The following is a 16,414-nucleotide window of genomic DNA, read 5'->3' on the forward strand; positions in this document are numbered from 1 at the left end:
TCGGGCGACGGGGCGTCAGGGGTACGTCAGACGACCGACGTCTTCATCAGCAGGCCCAGGATGATGATGCAGGCGAACCAGCCGACGCCGACCACGATGGTGATGCGGTCGAGGTTGCGCTCGGCCACCGCCGAACCGCCGCCGGTGGACATCGCGCCACCGCCGAACATGTCGGACAGGCCGCCGCCCTTCCCCTTGTGCAGCAGCACCAGCAGGACCATCAGCAGACTGAAGACGATCAGGGCAATCGAGAACCCGAGAACCACGACGGGACCAACTCTCTCGTATCTTCGGCGAAGGGGCCGGGCCCGCGAACGGCGGTCCGGCCCCAAAGCCTACGTTGCTGCGGCGGCGTTAGCCTACTGCCTGCTCACGGTAGCGCACGATCTTGACGAACTCGTCCGCGTCCAGCGAGGCACCGCCGACCAGGCCGCCGTCGATGTCGGGCTTGGCCATCAGGCCGGCCACGCTCGACGACTTCACCGAGCCGCCGTACAGCACCCGGACCTTGCCGGCCAGCTCGGCGTCGTACAGCTCGGCGATCCGCCCGCGGATGGCGGCGCAGACCTCCTGCGCGTCCTCCGGGGTGGCCACCTCGCCGGTGCCGATCGCCCAGACCGGCTCGTACGCGACCACGACCGACTCGGCCTGCTCGGCCGGCACGCCGGCCAGACCGCCGTCCAGCTGGGCCAGGGTGTACTCGACGTGGGTGCCGGCCTTGCGGACCTCCAGCGGCTCGCCGACGCACAGGATCGGGGTGACCCCGGCGCGGTAGGCGGCCTTCACCTTGGCGTTGACGATCTCCTCGTTCTCGCCGTGGTACTGGCGGCGCTCGGAGTGCCCGACCACCGCGTAGGTGCACTGGAGCTTGGCCAGCATCGGGCCGGAGACCTCGCCGGTGTAGGCCCCGCCGTCGTGCTGCGAGATGTCCTGCGAGCCGTACTTGATCTTCAGCTTGTCGCCGAAGACCAGCGTCTGCACCGAGCGCAGGTCGGTGAACGGGACCAGGACGGCGACCTCGACGGCCTCGTAGTCCTTGTCGGCCAGCGCGAAGGCCAGCTTCTGGGTGTGCTGGATGGCCTCAAGGTGGTTGAGGTTCATCTTCCAGTTGCCCGCCATCAGCGGGAGACGGTCGGTCATGTGCTTTCAGTCCTCCAGAGCGGCGAGACCGGGGAGGGTCTTGCCCTCCAGGTACTCGAGGCTGGCGCCGCCGCCGGTCGAGATGTGCCCGAACTTCGTCTCGTCGAAGCCCAGGATGCGGACGGCCGCGGCGGAGTCGCCGCCACCGACCACGGTGAACGCGTCGCTGTCGAGCAGGGCCTGCGCGACGGCCTTGGTGCCGTTCGCGTAGTCCGGGTGCTCGAAGACGCCCATCGGGCCGTTCCAGAACACCGTGCCGGCGTCGGCCAGCTTGGCCGCGTACAGCTCGCGGGTCTTGGGGCCGATGTCCAGGCCCTCCTGGTCGGCCGGGATGGCGTCCGCGGCGACGGTCGAGGGGTTCGCCGGGGCCTTGGTCTTGAGGTCCGGGAACTCGGCGGAGACCAGGACGTCCACCGGCAGCACGAACTCGACGCCGCGCGCCTCGGCCCGGGCCAGGTACTCCAGGACGGTCGGGATCTGGTCCTCCTGGAGCAGCGAGATGCCGACCTCGTGGCCCTTGGCCTTGAGGAAGGTGTACGCCATGCCGCCGCCGATCAGGATCCGGTCGGCCTTCTCCAGCAGGTTGTCGATCACGCCGAGCTTGTCGGAGACCTTGGCGCCGCCGAGCACCACCACGTACGGGCGGGCCACGTCCTCGGTGAGCTTCTTCAGCACGCCGACCTCGGTGGCGATCAGGTCGCCCGCGGCGTGCGGCAGCAGCGCCGGCAGGTCGAAGACCGAGGCGTGCTTGCGGTGCACGGCGCCGAAGCCGTCGCCCACGTACAGGTCGGCCAGCGCGGCCAGCTGCTCGGCGAAGGCCTTGCGCTCGGCGTCGTCCTTGCTGGTCTCGCCGGCGTTGAAGCGCAGGTTCTCCAGCAGCGCGACCCCGCCGTCCGCCAGGGCGGCCACGGTGGCCTCCGCGCTGTCGCCGACGGTGTCGGTGGCGAAGGCGACGTCCTTGCCGAGGATCTCGCCGAGCCGCCCGGCCACCGGGGCGAGCGAGAACTTCGGGTCCGGCGCGCCCTTGGGGCGGCCCAGGTGCGAGGCGACGACCACCTTCGCGCCGGCCGCGGCCAGCTTGGCGATGGTCGGCGCGACGGCGCGGATGCGGCCGTCGTCGGTGATCGTGGCGCCGTCCAGCGGCACGTTCAGGTCGGCGCGCACGAAGACGCGCTTGCCTTCGACACCGGCTTCGATGAGCTCTTCGATGGTCTTCACGGGGATTCGGTTTCTCCTGGGGAGATGGTTGATGCGCAGTGAGGCGGCACGGCGCAGGGGCCGCCTGAGAAGTCCTTGAGCGCGGAACGAGGGCCCGGTCGGCACCGTACGCCGTCCGGGCCCTCGCCCCTACATCACGTCAGCTCCCGCAAGGTCAGAGCTGCCCGCCGACGAGGGTGACCAGGTCGACGACGCGGTTCGAGTAGCCCCACTCGTTGTCGTACCAGCCCAGCACCTTGACCTGGTTGCCCTGGACCATGGTCAGCTGCGAGTCGAAGATGCAGGAGTGCGGGTCGTTCACGATGTCCGAGGAGACGATCGGGTCCTCGGTGTAGGCCAGGATGCCCTTGAGCGGGCCCTCCTGCGCGGCCTTCTGGAAGGCGGCGTTGACCTCGTCCTTGGTGACCTCGCGCTCCAGGGTGACGACCAGGTCGGTGATGGAGCCGGTCGGGACCGGGACGCGCAGCGAGGTGCCGTCCAGCTTGCCCTTCAGCTCCGGCAGGACCAGGGCGGTCGCCTTGGCGGCACCCGTCGAGGTCGGGATGATGTTCTGGCTCGCCGCACGAGCACGGCGCAGGTCCTTGTGCGGGAAGTCCAGGGTGACCTGGTCGTTGGTGAACGCGTGGACGGTGGTCATCAGACCCTTGACGATGCCGAAGCTCTCGTTCAGCACCTTCGCCATCGGCGCCACGCAGTTGGTGGTGCAGGAGGCGTTGGAGATGACGTGGTGGTTGGCGGCGTCGTACTTGTCGTCGTTGACGCCCAGGACGACGGTGACGTCCTCGTCGGTGGCGGGCGCCGAGATGATGACCTTCTTCGCGCCGGCGGCGAGGTGCTTCTTCGCGGCCTCGGCCTTGGTGAAGATGCCGGTGGACTCGACGACGATGTCGGCGCCCAGGGCGGCCCACGGGAGGTTCGCGGGGTCACGCTCGGCGGTCACCTTGAAGGTGTGGCCGTCGACGGTGATGCTGTCCTCGGTGTGCGAGACCTCGCCCGGGAAGGTCCCCAGGGTGGTGTCGTACTTGAGCAGGTGGGCCAGGGTCTTCGTGTCGGTGAGGTCGTTGACGCCCACGACCTCGATGTCCGCGCCCTGGGCCTTGACCGCGCGGAAGAAGTTGCGGCCGATGCGGCCGAAGCCGTTGATGCCTACCCGGATCGTCACGAACCGATCTCCTCGTTAGGTACGCCGGGCCGAGGCCCGGCGGGGGTGAGATTTGGGAAGTCCCCGACCGCCTATGACCCTACCCCTCCGGGGGCTGGGACGGCACATCGCGCCGCCCTGTGAGACTGGGCGTGGCGCGGCCGAAACCCGATTTCAGGCCGTCCGGCCTTGCTTCGCCGGGCAGTTGGTCCCGGACCAGTGGTCTCTACCAATTCGGCCGTTCCGGCGGGCCCGCGGAGCGGTCCGGCGGGGCGCCGCGCGGGCGGCCCGGCAACACTCCGGAAACACCGGCGGCCGGCCCCCCGGGAGCGGGGCGCCGGCCGTGCCGTCACGGAGCGTGAGTACTAGGGCGTGTCTGACAATTCGCCGCGCACCCGGCGAGAATTGTCAGACACGCCCTAGCTCAGTGCCATCTCGTCGGTGATGCTGGCCTCGGTGCTCGGCAGGCCGAGCTCGGAGGCGCGCTTGTCGGCCATCGCCAGCAGGCGGCGGATCCGGCCGGCCACCGCGTCCTTGGTCAGCGGCGGGTCGGCGAGCGCGCCCAGCTCCTCCAGCGAGGCCTGCTTGTGCTGCATCCGCAGCTGGCCGGCCGCGGCCAGGTGCTCGGGCACCTCGTCGCCGAGGATCTCCAGCGCGCGGGCCACCCGGGCGCCGGCCGCCACCGCGGCACGGGCCGAGCGGCGCAGGTTGGCGTCGTCGAAGTTGGCGAGCCGGTTGGCGGTGGCGCGCACCTCGCGGCGCATCCGGCGCTCCTCCCAGGCCAGCACCGACTCGTGCGCGCCGAGCCGGGTCAGCAGGGCGCCGATCGCGTCGCCGTCGCGGATCACCACCCGGTCCACCCCGCGCACCTCGCGGGCCTTGGCCGGGATGCCGAGCCGGCGGGCGGCGCCGACCAGGGCGAGCGCGGCCTCGGAGCCGGGGCAGGTGATCTCCAGCGAGGAGGAGCGGCCCGGCTCGGTCAGCGAGCCGTGCGCCAGGAAGGCCCCGCGCCAGGCCGCCTCGGCGTCGCAGGTGGCCCCGGAGACGACCGCCGGGGGCAGGCCCCGGATCGGGCGGCCGCGGCCGTCCACGAGCCCGGTCTGGCGCGCGAGCAGCTCACCGTCCTTGACCACCCGGACGACGAAGCGGCTGCCGCGGCGCAGCCCGCCGGGGGCCATCACCACGAGGTCGGAGGAGTGTCCGAAGATCTCCAGCAGGTCCTTGCGCAGCCGCCGCGCCGCCGCGCCGGTGTCGAGCTCCGCCTCGATCACGATGCGGCCGCTCACGATGTGCAGCCCGCCCGCGAACCGCAGGATCGCCGACACCTCCGCCTTGCGACAGCAGGCCCGGGTGACCGGGAGCCGGCTGATCTCGTCCTTCACCGCTGGAGTCATCGCCATGGCCCGATCCTTCCATGTGTCCGGAAAATCCGGTCGTACGCTGCCGCCAACAGCTCGGGGTCGTGTCGCGGCGTCCCGTCGGTGCGGGCCACCGAGCCGAGTACCAGAGCGGCGCCCATGCGTTCGGCGGCCTTGGCCAGTCCGTCCAGGTCGGCCTGGCCGAAGGCCCCGCCGGTGACGGCACGCTCGTCCACCAGGATCGCATCCACCGCGAGCTCCGGAGCGTGGTCGGCGATGACCTCCAGGTGGCGCTGCGGGGTGAAGCCCTCGGTCTCCCCCGGCTGGGGGGCCAGGTTCAGGGTGAGCAGCCGGCGGGCGCGGGTCTCGGTGAGGGCGGCGGCCAGCTCGGGCACCAGCAGGTGCGGCAGCACGCTGGTGAACCAGGAGCCGGGGCCGAGCACCACCCAGTCCGCCTCCCGGACGGCGGTGACCGCCTCCGGGACGGCGGGCGGCTCGTCCGGCAGCAGCCGGATCGACTGCACGGTGCCGGGGGTCGCCGCGACGTCGGCCTGGCCGCGGACGGCGGTGACCTCGCCGGGGCGCGCCGGGTCGTGCCCGCGGACGGTCGCCTCGATGTCCAGCGGCACCGCCGACATCGGCAGCACCCGGCCCTGCACGTTGAGCAGCCGGCCGACCCAGTCCAGTGCCGCGACCGGGTCGCCCAGCTTCTCCCAGAGCGCGACGATCAGCAGGTTGCCGACGGCGTGGCCGCCGAGCTCGCCGTTGCCGGTGAAGCGCTGCTGGATCACCTCGGACCAGGTGCGGCCCCAGTCGTCGTCCCCGCACAGCGCGGCCAGCGCCTTGCGCAGGTCCCCCGGGGGCAGCACGCCGAGCTCCTCGCGCAGCCGGCCGCTGGAGCCGCCGTCGTCGGCGACGGTGACCACGGCGGTGAGGTCGCTGGTGAGCCGGCGCAGCGCGGAGAGCGAGGCGGACAGGCCCTGCCCGCCGCCGAGCGCGGTGATCCTCGGAGCCGGATTGGTCCGGACGGGACTGCTGCGCGGACGGCTCGGCGCCGTGGGCCGGGCCGGGCTTCCCGCCCGGTCTCCGGTCCTGCTCTGCGGCTGCCGCCCGGGCACGTATCCCGCCACACTCACCTCGCGTTCCTCGGCCCGCCAACCGCTCCGCCGGCGGGCCCGGCAGGCAGGCGGCGGTTACTCCCGTCCCATGTCACGGTGGACGAGCACCGTCTCTACTCCGTCGGCGATGAGACGCTTGGTCAGACGCTCGGACATGGCGACGCTGCGGTGCTTGCCACCGGTGCAGCCTACGGCAAGCGTCATGTAGCGCTTCCCCTCGCGGCGGTATCCCTCGGTGACGATGCGCAGCAGCTGGGCGTAGCCGTCCAGGAACTCGTTGGCTCCGGGCTGCTGGAAGACGTAGTCGGCGACGTCCGCGTCGGTGCCGGTGCGGGCCCGCAGTTCGGGCACCCAGTGCGGGTTGGGCAGGAAGCGGCAGTCCACCACGAGGTCGGCGTCGACGGGCAGGCCGTACTTGAAGCCGAAGGACATCACGGTGGCGCGCAGCTCGGGCTCGTCGTGGTCGGCGAACTGGGCGTCCAGCTTGGCGCGCAGCTGGTGCACGTTGAGGTTGGAGGTGTCGATCACCAGGTCGGCCTCGCCGCGCAGGTCGCGCAGCAGGTCGCGCTCCTGGGCGATGCCGTCCACGATCCGGCCGTCGGCCTGCAGCGGGTGCGGGCGGCGGACGCTCTCGAAGCGGCGCACCAGCGCCTCGTCGGAGGAGTCCAGGAAGACGACCCGCAGCCGGACGCCGCGCTTCTCCAGCGCGTCCAGCGAGGTGAGCAGGTCGTCGAAGAACTGCCGGCCGCGGACGTCCACGACGACGCCGATCCGGGCGACGTTGCCCTGGGAACGGGCGCCCAGGTCGACCATGGTCGGGATCAGGGCCGGCGGCAGGTTGTCCACCACGAACCAGCCGAGGTCCTCCAGGCACTTGGCGGCGGTGGAGCGGCCGGCTCCGGACATACCGGAGATGATCACCAGCTCCGGCGCGTTCTCGGCCACGTCTGACACGGTCACTTCGGTTCCCCGCTCTCGGTCTTTCTGCTGGGGAGCACGCGCACGGCTCGGCCGCCCTCCCCCGGCCCGGGCAGGCGGGCGGGGCCGGGGCGCACCGGCTGACGGGCGGCGTCGGCCGTCATGGCGTCTCCTGGGATGGTGCGGTCTGGGGTGCTGCTGCCACCGGCTCGGTGGTCTCGTCGACCCCGTCCTCGATGATCTCGCCGGTCGCGGTGTTGACCGCGGGTGCGGCGGGTGTACGGGACGACAACGCCTCCGCAACAGTCTGCGCGGTGCGGCGTCCGATGCCGGGTACCTCGCAGAGCTCGTCCACGGTGGCGGCCCTGAGCTTCTTCAGCGAGCCGAAGTGCTTGAGCAGCGCCCGGCGGCGAGTCTCGCCGAGGCCCGGGACGGAGTCCAGTTCCCCGGCGGTGAGTCGCTTGGAACGCTTGTTGCGCTGATAGCTGATCGCGAAGCGGTGCGCCTCGTCGCGGACCCGCTGGAGCAGGTAGAGGCCCTCGCTGGAGCGGGGCAGCACCACCGGGTCGTCCTCGCCGGGCAGCCACACCTCCTCCAGGCGCTTGGCCAGGCCGCAGAGCGCGACGTCGTCGATGCCGAGCTCGTCCAGGGCCCGCCTGGCGGCGGCGACCTGCGGCTGGCCGCCGTCGACGACCAGCAGCTGGGGCGGGTAGGCGAAGCGCTTGGGGCGGCCGTCCTCGGTGCGCGGGCCCTCGGCCGGCTCGTCCTCCTCGGGGACGGCCCACTCGCCGGTCTGCTCGCGCTCCTGGAGGTAGCGGCGGAAGCGCCGGCTGATCACCTCGTGCATCGAGCGGACGTCGTCCTGGCCCTCGAAGCCCCTGATCTGGAAGCGCCGGTACTCGCTCTTGCGGGCCAGGCCGTCCTCGAAGACGACCATGGAGGCGACCACGTCCTCGCCCTGGAGGTGGGAGATGTCGTAGCACTCGATGCGCAGCGGGACGGAGTCCAGCTCCAGGGCGTCGGCGATCTCCTGGAGGGCGCGGCTGCGGGTGGTGAGGTCGGAGGCGCGCTTGGTCTTGTGCAGCGCCAGCGCGTGCTGGGCGTTGCGCCGCACGGTGGCCATCAGGTCCTTCTTGTCGCCGCGCTGGGGGATGCGCAGGTCGACCTGGCTGCCGCGCAGGCCGCCGAGCCACTCGCGGACCGGCTCCACCGGCTCGGGCAGGGCGGGGACGAGCACCTCGCGCGGGACGGACTCGCCGCCGCCGTAGAGCTGCTGGAGGGCGTGCTCGACCAGGCCGGCGGTGTCCACGTCCTCGACCTTGTCGGTGACCCAGCCGCGCTGGCCGCGCACCCGGCCGCCGCGGACGTGGAAGATCTGCACGGCGGCTTCGAGCTCGTCCTCGGCGACGGCCAGCAGGTCGGCGTCGGTGGCGTCGGCGAGCACGATGGCGTTCTTCTCCATGGCGCGCTTGAGGGCGCCGATGTCGTCCCGCAGCCGGGCCGCCTTCTCGTACTCCATCTCGGCGGCGGCCTCCCGCATCTGGTCTTCCAGCCGGCGCAGGTAGTTGCCGGTGCGCCCGGCCATGAAGTCGCAGAAGTCCTCGGCCAGCGCGCGGTGTTCGTCGGCGGAGACCTTGCCGACGCAGGGGGCGGCGCACTTGCCGATGTAGCCGAGCAGGCAGGGCCGGCCGACCTGGCGGGCGCGCTTGAAGACGCCGTTGGAGCAGGTGCGGACGGGGAAGACGCGCAGCAGCAGGTCGACCGTCTCGCGGATCGCCCAGGCGTGCCCGTAGGGGCCGAAGTAGCGCACGCCCTTCTTGTGCGCCCCGCGCATCACCTGGACCCGCGGGTACTCCTCGTCGAGGGTGACGGCGAGCTCGGGATAGCTCTTGTCGTCGCGGTACTTGACGTTGAACCGCGGGTCGAACTCCTTGATCCAGGAGTACTCCAGCTGGAGCGCCTCGACCTCGGTACCGACCACCGTCCACTCCACCGAGGCGGCGGTGGTGACCATGGTCGCGGTGCGCGGGTGCAGGTTGGCCAGGTCCTGGAAGTAGGAGGACAGGCGCGGCCGCAGGCTCTTGGCCTTGCCGACGTAGATGACCCGGCCGTGGGCGTCGCGGAACCGGTAGACGCCGGGTGCGGTCGGGATCGCACCGGGCGCCGGTCGGTAGGTGCTCGGGTCAGCCATGGGTCCACCGTACCGAGTGCGGCAGGGGGCGGGGGGCGGAGATCGTCAGGGGGGATCGTGGCGGTCGGGAGGCGGTCAACTGCGTCAGCTCGGGGTCACCTTGAGGTTGCCGCCCTCGACCGTGACGGTGTAGGCGGGCAGCGGGGCGGAGGCCGGCCCGTCCTGCACGGAGCCGTCGGCGGCGGAGAACCGGCTGCCGTGGCAGGGGCACTGGATCTGGGCGTTCTTCACCTGGTCGACCAGGCAGCCGGCGTGGGTGCAGCGGGCGTTGAAGGCCTTGTACTGGCCGGCGGCGGGCTGGGTCACCACGATCTTCTGCTCGCGGTAGACCTTGCCGCCGCCCTCCGGCACGGCCGAGGCGGGGCCGAGACCGACCGGGGCCTTGGGCGCGCCCTTGTCCCCGGCGGAGGAGCCGCATCCGGCGACCGCCACGGTGCCGCCGGCCGCCAGGACGGCCGCGGCCCCGCAGAGCAGGGTGCGGCGGGAGGCGGTGGGGCTGGTCTCGGGTGCCTCGGACATCGGGCTGCTCCTACGGGTACGGCTGGTGCGGGGACCACGGAAGTCTATGCGGCGCCCGCCCCGCCGCTCCGGGGACTGCCCGGAGCGGCGGGGCGGGGGCGGGGCTACTTCTTCGCGACCTTCGCGGCGGCCGCGCTCTTCGCGGCGGTCGCGCCCTTCGGAGCGGCCGCGCTCTTCGCGGCGGCCGCGCGCTTGCGCGGTGCCTTCTTCGCCGGGGCGGCGGGCGGGGCGTCCGCGAAGCCCTCCGGCAGGATGTCCCGCAGGAACTTGCCGGTGTGGCTCTCCGGGACGGCCGCGATCTGCTCCGGGGTGCCCTCGGCGACCACCGTGCCGCCGCCGGAGCCGCCCTCGGGGCCCATGTCGACGACCCAGTCGGCGGTCTTGATCACGTCGAGGTTGTGCTCGATGACGATCACCGTGTTGCCCTTGTCCACCAGCCCGCTGAGCACCTTGATCAGCTTGCTGATGTCCTCGAAGTGCAGGCCCGTGGTGGGCTCGTCCAGCACGTAGACCGTCCGCCCGGTGGAGCGCTTCTGGAGCTCCGAGGCGAGCTTGACGCGCTGCGCCTCGCCGCCCGACAGGGTGGGCGCGGACTGGCCGAGCCGGACGTAGCCGAGGCCGACGTCGTTCAGCGTGCGCAGGTGCCGGGCGATCGCCGGGACGGCCTCGAAGAAGGCCAGCGCCTCCTCGATCGGCATGTCCAGCACCTCGGCGATGGACTTGCCCTTGTAGTGGACCTCCAGCGTCTCCCGGTTGTACCGGGCACCGTGGCAGACCTCGCACGGCACGTAGACGTCCGGCAGGAAGTTCATCTCGATCTTGATGGTGCCGTCGCCCGAGCAGTTCTCGCAGCGGCCGCCCTTGACGTTGAACGAGAACCGGCCGGGCAGGTAGCCGCGGACCTTGGCCTCCTGCGTCTCCGCGAAGAGCCGGCGGACGTGGTCGAACACGCCGGTGTAGGTGGCCGGGTTGGACCGCGGGGTGCGGCCGATCGGCGACTGGTCGACGTGCACCACCTTGTCCACCTGGTCGGTGCCGGTGATCCGGGTGTGCCGGCCGGGCACGCTGCGGGCGCCGTTCAGCTCCCGGGCGAGGTGGGTGTAGAGGATGTCGTTGACCAGCGTCGACTTGCCGGAGCCGGACACCCCGGTGATCGCGGTGAAGGTGCCGAGCGGGAAGCCGACCGTGACGTCCTTGAGGTTGTGCTCGCGGGCGCCGTGGACGGTCAGCTGGCGCTTCCTGTCCCGCTCGCGGCGGGTGGCCGGGACCGGGATCGAGCGCTTGCCGGAGAGGTACTGGCCGGTCAGCGACTCCTTGTTCGTGAGCAGCTGCTTCAGCGAGCCGGAGTGCACCACCTTGCCGCCGTGCTCGCCGGCGCCCGGGCCGATGTCGACCACCCAGTCCGCCGTCTTGATGGTGTCCTCGTCGTGCTCGACGACGATCAGGGTGTTGCCGATGTCGCGCAGCCGCACCAGCGTCTCGATCAGCCGGTGGTTGTCCCGCTGGTGCAGCCCGATGGACGGCTCGTCCAGCACGTACAGCACGCCGACCAGGCCGGAGCCGATCTGGGTCGCCAGCCGGATGCGCTGGGCCTCGCCGCCGGACAGGGTGCCGGCCGCGCGGTCGAGCGAGAGGTAGTCCAGGCCGACGTCGACCAGGAAGCGCAGCCGCTCGTTGACCTCCTTGAGGACCCGCTCGGCGATCTGCTTGTCCCGGGCGTTCAGCTTCATCGCGCCCAGGAACTCGGAGCAGTCGCTGATCGACATCGAGGAGACCTCGGCGATCGACCGGCCCTCGACGGTGACCGCGAGCACCACCGGCTTGAGCCGGGTGCCCTGGCACGTCGGGCAGGGCACCTCGCGCATGTAGCCCTCGAAGCGCTCGCGGCTGCTGTCGCTCTCCGCCTCGGTGTGCCGGCGCTGGATGAACGGGATCGCGCCCTCGAAGCCGGTGCTGTACGAGCGCTCCCGGCCGAAGCGGTTGCGGTAGCGGACCTGCACCTGGTGCTTGTGCCCGTACAGCAGCGCCTTCCTGGCCCGGGCGGGCAGCCCGGCCCAGGGGATGTCGGTGCGGAAGCCGAGCTCCCCGGCCAGCGCGTCGATCAGGCGCTGGAAGTACTCCTTGGCGTGGCCGGCCGACCACGGGTGGATCGCGCCCTCGTCCAGCGAGCGCTCGACGTCCGGGACGACCAGCTCCGGGTCGACCTCCATCCGGTTGCCCAGGCCCGAGCAGTCCGGGCAGGCGCCGAACGGCGAGTTGAAGGAGAACGAGCGCGGCTCCAGCTCCTCGAACGACACGTCGTCGTACGGGCAGTAGAGGTGCTCGGAGTACATCCGCTCGCGCTCCGGGTCGTCCTCCGGGAGGTCGACGAAGTCGAGCACGACCATGCCGCCGGACAGCCGCAGGGCCGTCTCCACCGAGTCGGTGAGCCGCCGCTTGGCGCTGTCCTTGACGGTGAGGCGGTCGATCACCACCTCGACGGTGTGCTTCTCCTGCTTCTTGAGCTTCGGCGGCTCGGCGAGCTGGACCGTCTCGCCGTCGACGCGGGCGCGGGAGTAGCCCTTGGACTGGAGGTCGGCGAAGAGGTCGACGAACTCGCCCTTGCGCTCCCGCACCACCGGACTGAGCACCTGGAAGCGGGTGCCCTCGGCGAGCTCCAGCACCTTGTCGACGATCGCCTGCGGCGACTGCTTGGCGATCGGGCGGCCGCAGTGCGGGCAGTGCGGCTTGCCGATCCGGGCGAACAGCAGGCGCAGGTAGTCGTAGACCTCGGTGATGGTGCCGACGGTCGAACGGGGGTTGCGGTTGGTGGACTTCTGGTCGATCGAGACGGCCGGGGAGAGGCCTTCGATGAAGTCGACGTCGGGCTTGTCCATCTGCCCGAGGAACTGGCGGGCGTAGGAGGACAGCGACTCGACGTAGCGGCGCTGGCCCTCGGCGAAGATCGTGTCGAAGGCGAGCGAGGACTTGCCGGAGCCGGAGAGGCCCGTGAAGACGATGAGGGAGTCGCGGGGCAGGTCGAGCGAGACGTTCTTGAGGTTGTGCTCGCGAGCACCGCGGACGATGAGGCGGTCGGCCACTGCTTCTGGCGCCTTTCTCCGGGGCGAGAGGGCTTGCGGTGAGTTTCGTACTTCTTCCAGGATGCGGCAGCCAGCCTATAGCTCAGGCGTTCGAATATCGACTCTGTCCAGCCGGGACCACCCGAACGAGTGAGGGCGGCTCCCGGACGGTCCGCACCCGGACCGAAAAAGCCCCTGCTCAGGGCCCGGATTCGGCGATAGCGTCGACTGGTCAACGAGCGAAGCCCCGCCGGGGCAACGCACCGTCCCGCACCGAAGGCAGAATCGATGACCGACCCGCAGTCCACCGCCGCCCGCCACCTCGCGCAGGTGGAGGAGAGCACCCGGCACCTGCTGCACACCGTGGCCGAGCTGGCGCCCGAGTCCCTCGCCGAGCCCTCCGCGCTGCCCGGCTGGACCCGCGGCCACGTGCTGGCCCACCTCGCCCGCAACGCCGACTCCCTGGTCAACCTGCTGGAGGGCGCCCGCACCGGCACCGACATCCCCCAGTACGCCAGCGACGAGGCCCGCGAGCAGGGCATCGAGCGCGACGCGCCCCGCCCGCTGGAGGTCCAGCTCGCCGACCTGCGAGACTCCCACGCCCGCTTCGTCGCGGCCGCCGCGCAGCTGGGCCCCGAGTCCTGGGCGGCGACGGTCCGGCACCGCTTCGGCTACACCTTCCCGGCCTTCGACATCCCCGCCAAGCGCGTCGTCGAGCTGGAGTTCCACCACGTCGACCTGGCCGCCGGCTACACCCCCGCGCACTGGCCGCAGGAGTTCGCCGTCGCCCGCTTCCGCGCGATCGCCGCCGGCCTAGCCGGCGAGGCCTCCCTGCCCGCCGTCGAGCTGGTCTCCGAGGACACCGCGGACCGCGCCGTGATCGGCGCCCCGGCCGCGGCCGGGGCGGGCCCGGCCCTGACCGTCGAGGGCCCCGTCCGCGCCCTCACCGCCTGGCTCTCCGGCCGCTCCACCGGGGACGGGCTGCGCCACGCCCCCGGCACCGCGCTGCCCCAGCTTCCCCCGATGGGCTGACGGCGCGCATCCGACGGGATCGCGCGCGTCACGCGCCGGTGGCCTCCGACGGAGCTTCGTCGGAAGCCACCGGCGCGGTCGTTCACCAGCCCTGGTCGGGCTCCAGCTCGGAGGCGCCGTCCTCCGTCTGGGCTGAACCCACGGATGCGACTTCCTCGAAGCTCCACTCGGCCATGGTCGAGATGAACCTCCGAAGCTGGTTCTCCACGGCTTCCTGGCGAACGGTCAGGAAGCCGTCGCGGTCGTCGGCGGACAGCTTCTGGCTCGCCTCGCGGGAAACGCAGTGCGATTCCAGCACCGTGTCCCACGTGGCTTCGTCCAGGTCCAGCGGCCTGGTGCCGAGCAGGCCCGGGACCTCGCTGACGGGTTCGTCCTGACCGGCCAGGATCAGCCGGTTGGCCGCCCACAGCTGCTGCCTCGGCGACGGCACCTTCGGGAAGAACCTGCGCACCGCGACAGCCGCGGTCACCTGCTCTGCCAGGATGTCACTGAGCTCCTGGGCGGAGTACTCGAGACCGGTGATCGGCGACCGCGGACGCAGTGCCCACCAGGAGCAGAGGATGATCCTCCCGGTGGCCTCGTTCGTCTGGAACCGTTTGGCATCCGGAATCGAGGCCTGGGCTGTCTCCATCAATCCCAGGAGCCTCGCGACGGACCCGTCCTCGTCGCTCGGGTGGATCCGCGTGGCCAGCGACCGGGCCATCTGGGTAAAGCTCCCCTTGAACACCGCGGGCCCCGCGACGACGACCCTCCAGTACAGGCGGCGGAGGAGCTCGCGATTGCGCTTCTTCGGGTTGGGAAAGTGCGCGAAGAAGCGAGCGAAAACCACCAGGGGTGCCCGGTACGCAAGGAGCGAGAGGTGCGGAACGCCGACTTCCTCCTGGAAGAACGTGATGGCCCGGATGAGCGCCCGTTCCCCTTCCGCGTAGGCCGTCTCCTGGTCCTCCCCGGGGAACTCCGGATCGGTACGCCGACGGCTGTCGTCGAACTCCGTCCGCGGTTCACGGGTGATGTCCGGACCACGCCTGGCGAGGATGGAATGCAGCACCGTGTCGTTGTCGATGGTGCCGAACCCGGTGCCGGCCGCCACTCGGTCGGCGATCTTGCTGATCGACAGCCGGCTGCTGGATCCCTCCTCAGGGCCCGCGAACAGGGCCGAGAAGATCTCCGCCCGGCTGAGCCGCTTGCCGAAGTTGTTCATCCGGTCGAAAATATCGGTCAGGACGGCTTCATCGTGCTGTTTGACGAGGTAGGCGGGCACTTTGTACTGGCGCAGCCGCTTTGCGACGCTCCGGGCCTCGTTGAAATATTCAGAAGCCCCTTTCCCTGCCCCGGCAAACCAGCCCAGCAACTCTTCCAGATCGAACAAGGTCGGCAGCGGGATGTGGTGCGTTTCGGCGACCTTGGGAGTGGGGATGAATTCCCGCTTTTCCAAGTCGTAGTAGACGTTGAAGGGCTCTTGGAGGTTACCGGCCGAGTGCAGTGCGTTGGCGAGGCTCGTGACCCGCTGCTGCCCATCGACCACCCACAATGCCTGGTCCGTCTCCGGAGCATCGATGGTCAGCGCGCCCAGTCGGACGCGGTCCGAAGGCGAGTGGCGCACCCAGAGGAGGAGGCTGCCGATGGGGTACCCGCGGACGATGCTATCGAAGAGCCAGATGACGTCTTTGGAGGTCCATCGGTAATCGCGCTGGAAATGCGGGACGCGGATCCTGCCCGACCACGCCTCGGCGATCAGATCTTCCAGATCATACGTAGCCGCACTCGGCTGTGTATCAAGCCCCGGTGTACTCATTGACCCTCCCCTGTATGAGCTCCATCACGATCCCAGCCTGCCAAGGTTTTGGCAAACCCCTGCCGCATCGCCCGCAGATCTGATAGTGATCAGCAAAATGGGTTGGAAGTACGGCAACACCGCTCCACCGGGGACGGGCTGCGCCACGCCCCCGGCACCGCGCTGCCCCAGCTTCCCCCGATGGGCTGACGGCGCGAGGATGATCCCAGGAGCCACTGGAGAGGGAGCGAACGGATGACGTACCACGGAGCGGTCAAGGTCGGCGGGGCGCCGGACGTACGGGAGCTGGCCCATCTGATCATCACCAAGGTGGCTGTCGGGCCGTACGACAACAACGCCTACCTGCTGCGCTGCCGGGCCACCGACGAGCAGCTGCTGATCGACGCCGCCGCGGACGCCCCGGTGCTGCTGGAGACCGTCGGGGACGAGCTCGCGACGGTGGTCACCACCCACCGCCACCACGACCACTGGGGCGCGCTGGCCGAGGTGGTCGCCACCACCGGCGCCCGCACCGCGGCCGGGGAGCACGACGCCGAGGGCATCGAGGTGCCCACCGAGCTGCTGCTCGCGGACGGCGACGCGCTGCGGGTCGGCGAGGTGGAGCTGACCGTCCGGCACCTGGTCGGGCACACCCCGGGCGCGATCGTGCTGGTCTACGACGACCCCCAGGGCCACCCGCACGTCTTCACCGGCGACTGCCTCTTCCCCGGCGGCGTGGGCAACACCTGGGGGGACCCGCAGGCCTTCGAGAGCCTCTACCGGGACGTCACCGCGAAGATCTTCGACGTCCTGCCGGACGAGGCCTGGGTCTACCCCGGCCACGGCAACGACACCACCCTCGGGGCCGAGCGTCCGCACCTGGCCGAGTGGCGCGAGCGCGGCTGGTAGCCCGCCCCGCCGCACGGCCGGGGCCCCGCGACCGGAA

At 71.2% G+C, this 16,414-nt stretch carries 13 protein-coding genes; 2 read left to right on the forward strand and 11 right to left on the reverse strand.

What is annotated here, in order from left to right:
* Positions 1-26: 26 nt before the first annotated feature.
* The 10 genes from secG to uvrA all read right to left on the reverse strand — a co-directional run bounded on the left by secG (position 27) and on the right by uvrA (position 12,683).
* Positions 27-266, reverse strand: coding sequence for a preprotein translocase subunit SecG (gene secG / locus ACH5AR_RS13455; protein ID WP_396301521.1), 240 nt, complete (start codon positions 264-266; stop codon positions 27-29).
* Between the two features lie 88 nt (positions 267-354).
* Positions 355-1,140, reverse strand: coding sequence for a triose-phosphate isomerase (gene tpiA / locus ACH5AR_RS13460; protein WP_396301522.1), 786 nt, complete (start codon positions 1,138-1,140; stop codon positions 355-357).
* A gap of 6 nt (positions 1,141-1,146) precedes the next feature.
* Positions 1,147-2,358, reverse strand: a complete 1,212-nt coding sequence (locus tag ACH5AR_RS13465; RefSeq protein ID WP_396301523.1) for a phosphoglycerate kinase — start codon at positions 2,356-2,358, stop codon at positions 1,147-1,149.
* A 154-nt stretch (positions 2,359-2,512) separates the two neighbouring features.
* Positions 2,513-3,520, reverse strand: coding sequence for a type I glyceraldehyde-3-phosphate dehydrogenase (gene gap, locus ACH5AR_RS13470; protein ID WP_396301524.1), 1,008 nt, complete (start codon positions 3,518-3,520; stop codon positions 2,513-2,515).
* A gap of 398 nt (positions 3,521-3,918) precedes the next feature.
* Positions 3,919-4,899, reverse strand: coding sequence for a DNA-binding protein WhiA (gene whiA, locus ACH5AR_RS13475; protein WP_396301525.1), 981 nt, complete (start codon positions 4,897-4,899; stop codon positions 3,919-3,921).
* On the reverse strand, positions 4,890-5,987 hold the full coding sequence (gene yvcK / locus ACH5AR_RS13480) for a uridine diphosphate-N-acetylglucosamine-binding protein YvcK (RefSeq protein WP_396301670.1): 1,098 nt from the start codon (positions 5,985-5,987) through the stop codon (positions 4,890-4,892). Before yvcK ends, whiA begins: the two co-directional genes overlap by 10 nt.
* 63 nt (positions 5,988-6,050) lie before the next feature.
* Positions 6,051-6,935, reverse strand: a complete 885-nt coding sequence (gene rapZ, locus ACH5AR_RS13485; protein ID WP_396301526.1) for an RNase adapter RapZ — start codon at positions 6,933-6,935, stop codon at positions 6,051-6,053.
* 118 nt (positions 6,936-7,053) lie between these two features.
* On the reverse strand, positions 7,054-9,084 hold the full coding sequence (uvrC, locus tag ACH5AR_RS13490; protein WP_396301527.1) for an excinuclease ABC subunit UvrC: 2,031 nt from the start codon (positions 9,082-9,084) through the stop codon (positions 7,054-7,056).
* Between the two features lie 84 nt (positions 9,085-9,168).
* On the reverse strand, positions 9,169-9,603 hold the full coding sequence (locus ACH5AR_RS13495) for a Rieske (2Fe-2S) protein (RefSeq protein ID WP_396301528.1): 435 nt from the start codon (positions 9,601-9,603) through the stop codon (positions 9,169-9,171).
* A gap of 104 nt (positions 9,604-9,707) precedes the next feature.
* Positions 9,708-12,683 carry an excinuclease ABC subunit UvrA gene (gene uvrA / locus ACH5AR_RS13500; protein WP_396301529.1) on the reverse strand — a complete coding sequence of 992 codons (2,976 nt, stop codon included), beginning with the start codon at positions 12,681-12,683 and terminating at the stop codon, positions 9,708-9,710.
* Positions 12,684-12,950: 267 nt separating this feature from the next.
* Here uvrA and ACH5AR_RS13505 point away from each other — a divergent pair, with 267 nt between their 5' ends.
* Complete coding sequence (locus ACH5AR_RS13505; protein ID WP_396301530.1) at positions 12,951-13,694, forward strand: maleylpyruvate isomerase family mycothiol-dependent enzyme; 744 nt, start codon at positions 12,951-12,953, stop codon at positions 13,692-13,694.
* Positions 13,695-13,776: 82 nt separating this feature from the next.
* Here the strand turns inward: ACH5AR_RS13505 and ACH5AR_RS13510 are convergent, their stop codons facing one another.
* Positions 13,777-15,489, reverse strand: coding sequence for a DUF262 domain-containing protein (locus tag ACH5AR_RS13510; RefSeq protein WP_396301531.1), 1,713 nt, complete (start codon positions 15,487-15,489; stop codon positions 13,777-13,779).
* Positions 15,490-15,723: 234 nt separating this feature from the next.
* On the opposite strand from ACH5AR_RS13510, the gene ACH5AR_RS13515 reads away from it, so the two are divergent.
* The gene (locus ACH5AR_RS13515; RefSeq protein WP_396301532.1) at positions 15,724-16,377 is read left to right on the forward strand and encodes an MBL fold metallo-hydrolase; all 654 of its coding nucleotides are present in this window, start codon (positions 15,724-15,726) and stop codon (positions 16,375-16,377) included.
* Positions 16,378-16,414: the final 37 nt, after the last annotated feature.

The sequence above is a fragment of the Kitasatospora sp. NPDC018619 genome (assembly GCF_044391605.1).
In the GTDB taxonomy this organism is placed as follows: Bacteria; Actinomycetota; Actinomycetes; order Streptomycetales; family Streptomycetaceae; genus Kitasatospora.

What these genes read in the sequence shown, in the direction of transcription:
- ACH5AR_RS13510 (WP_396301531.1), bottom strand. Translation starts at nt 15,489, where the DNA reads ATGAGTACACCGGGGCTTGATACACAGCCGAGTGCGGCTACGTATGAT.
- tpiA (WP_396301522.1), bottom strand. Translation starts at nt 1,140, where the DNA reads ATGACCGACCGTCTCCCGCTGATGGCGGGCAACTGGAAGATGAACCTC.
- whiA (WP_396301525.1), bottom strand. Translation starts at nt 4,899, where the DNA reads ATGGCGATGACTCCAGCGGTGAAGGACGAGATCAGCCGGCTCCCGGTC.
- ACH5AR_RS13505 (WP_396301530.1), top strand. Translation starts at nt 12,951, where the DNA reads ATGACCGACCCGCAGTCCACCGCCGCCCGCCACCTCGCGCAGGTGGAG.
- uvrC (WP_396301527.1), bottom strand. Translation starts at nt 9,084, where the DNA reads ATGGCTGACCCGAGCACCTACCGACCGGCGCCCGGTGCGATCCCGACC.
- ACH5AR_RS13495 (WP_396301528.1), bottom strand. Translation starts at nt 9,603, where the DNA reads ATGTCCGAGGCACCCGAGACCAGCCCCACCGCCTCCCGCCGCACCCTG.
- ACH5AR_RS13515 (WP_396301532.1), top strand. Translation starts at nt 15,724, where the DNA reads ATGACGTACCACGGAGCGGTCAAGGTCGGCGGGGCGCCGGACGTACGG.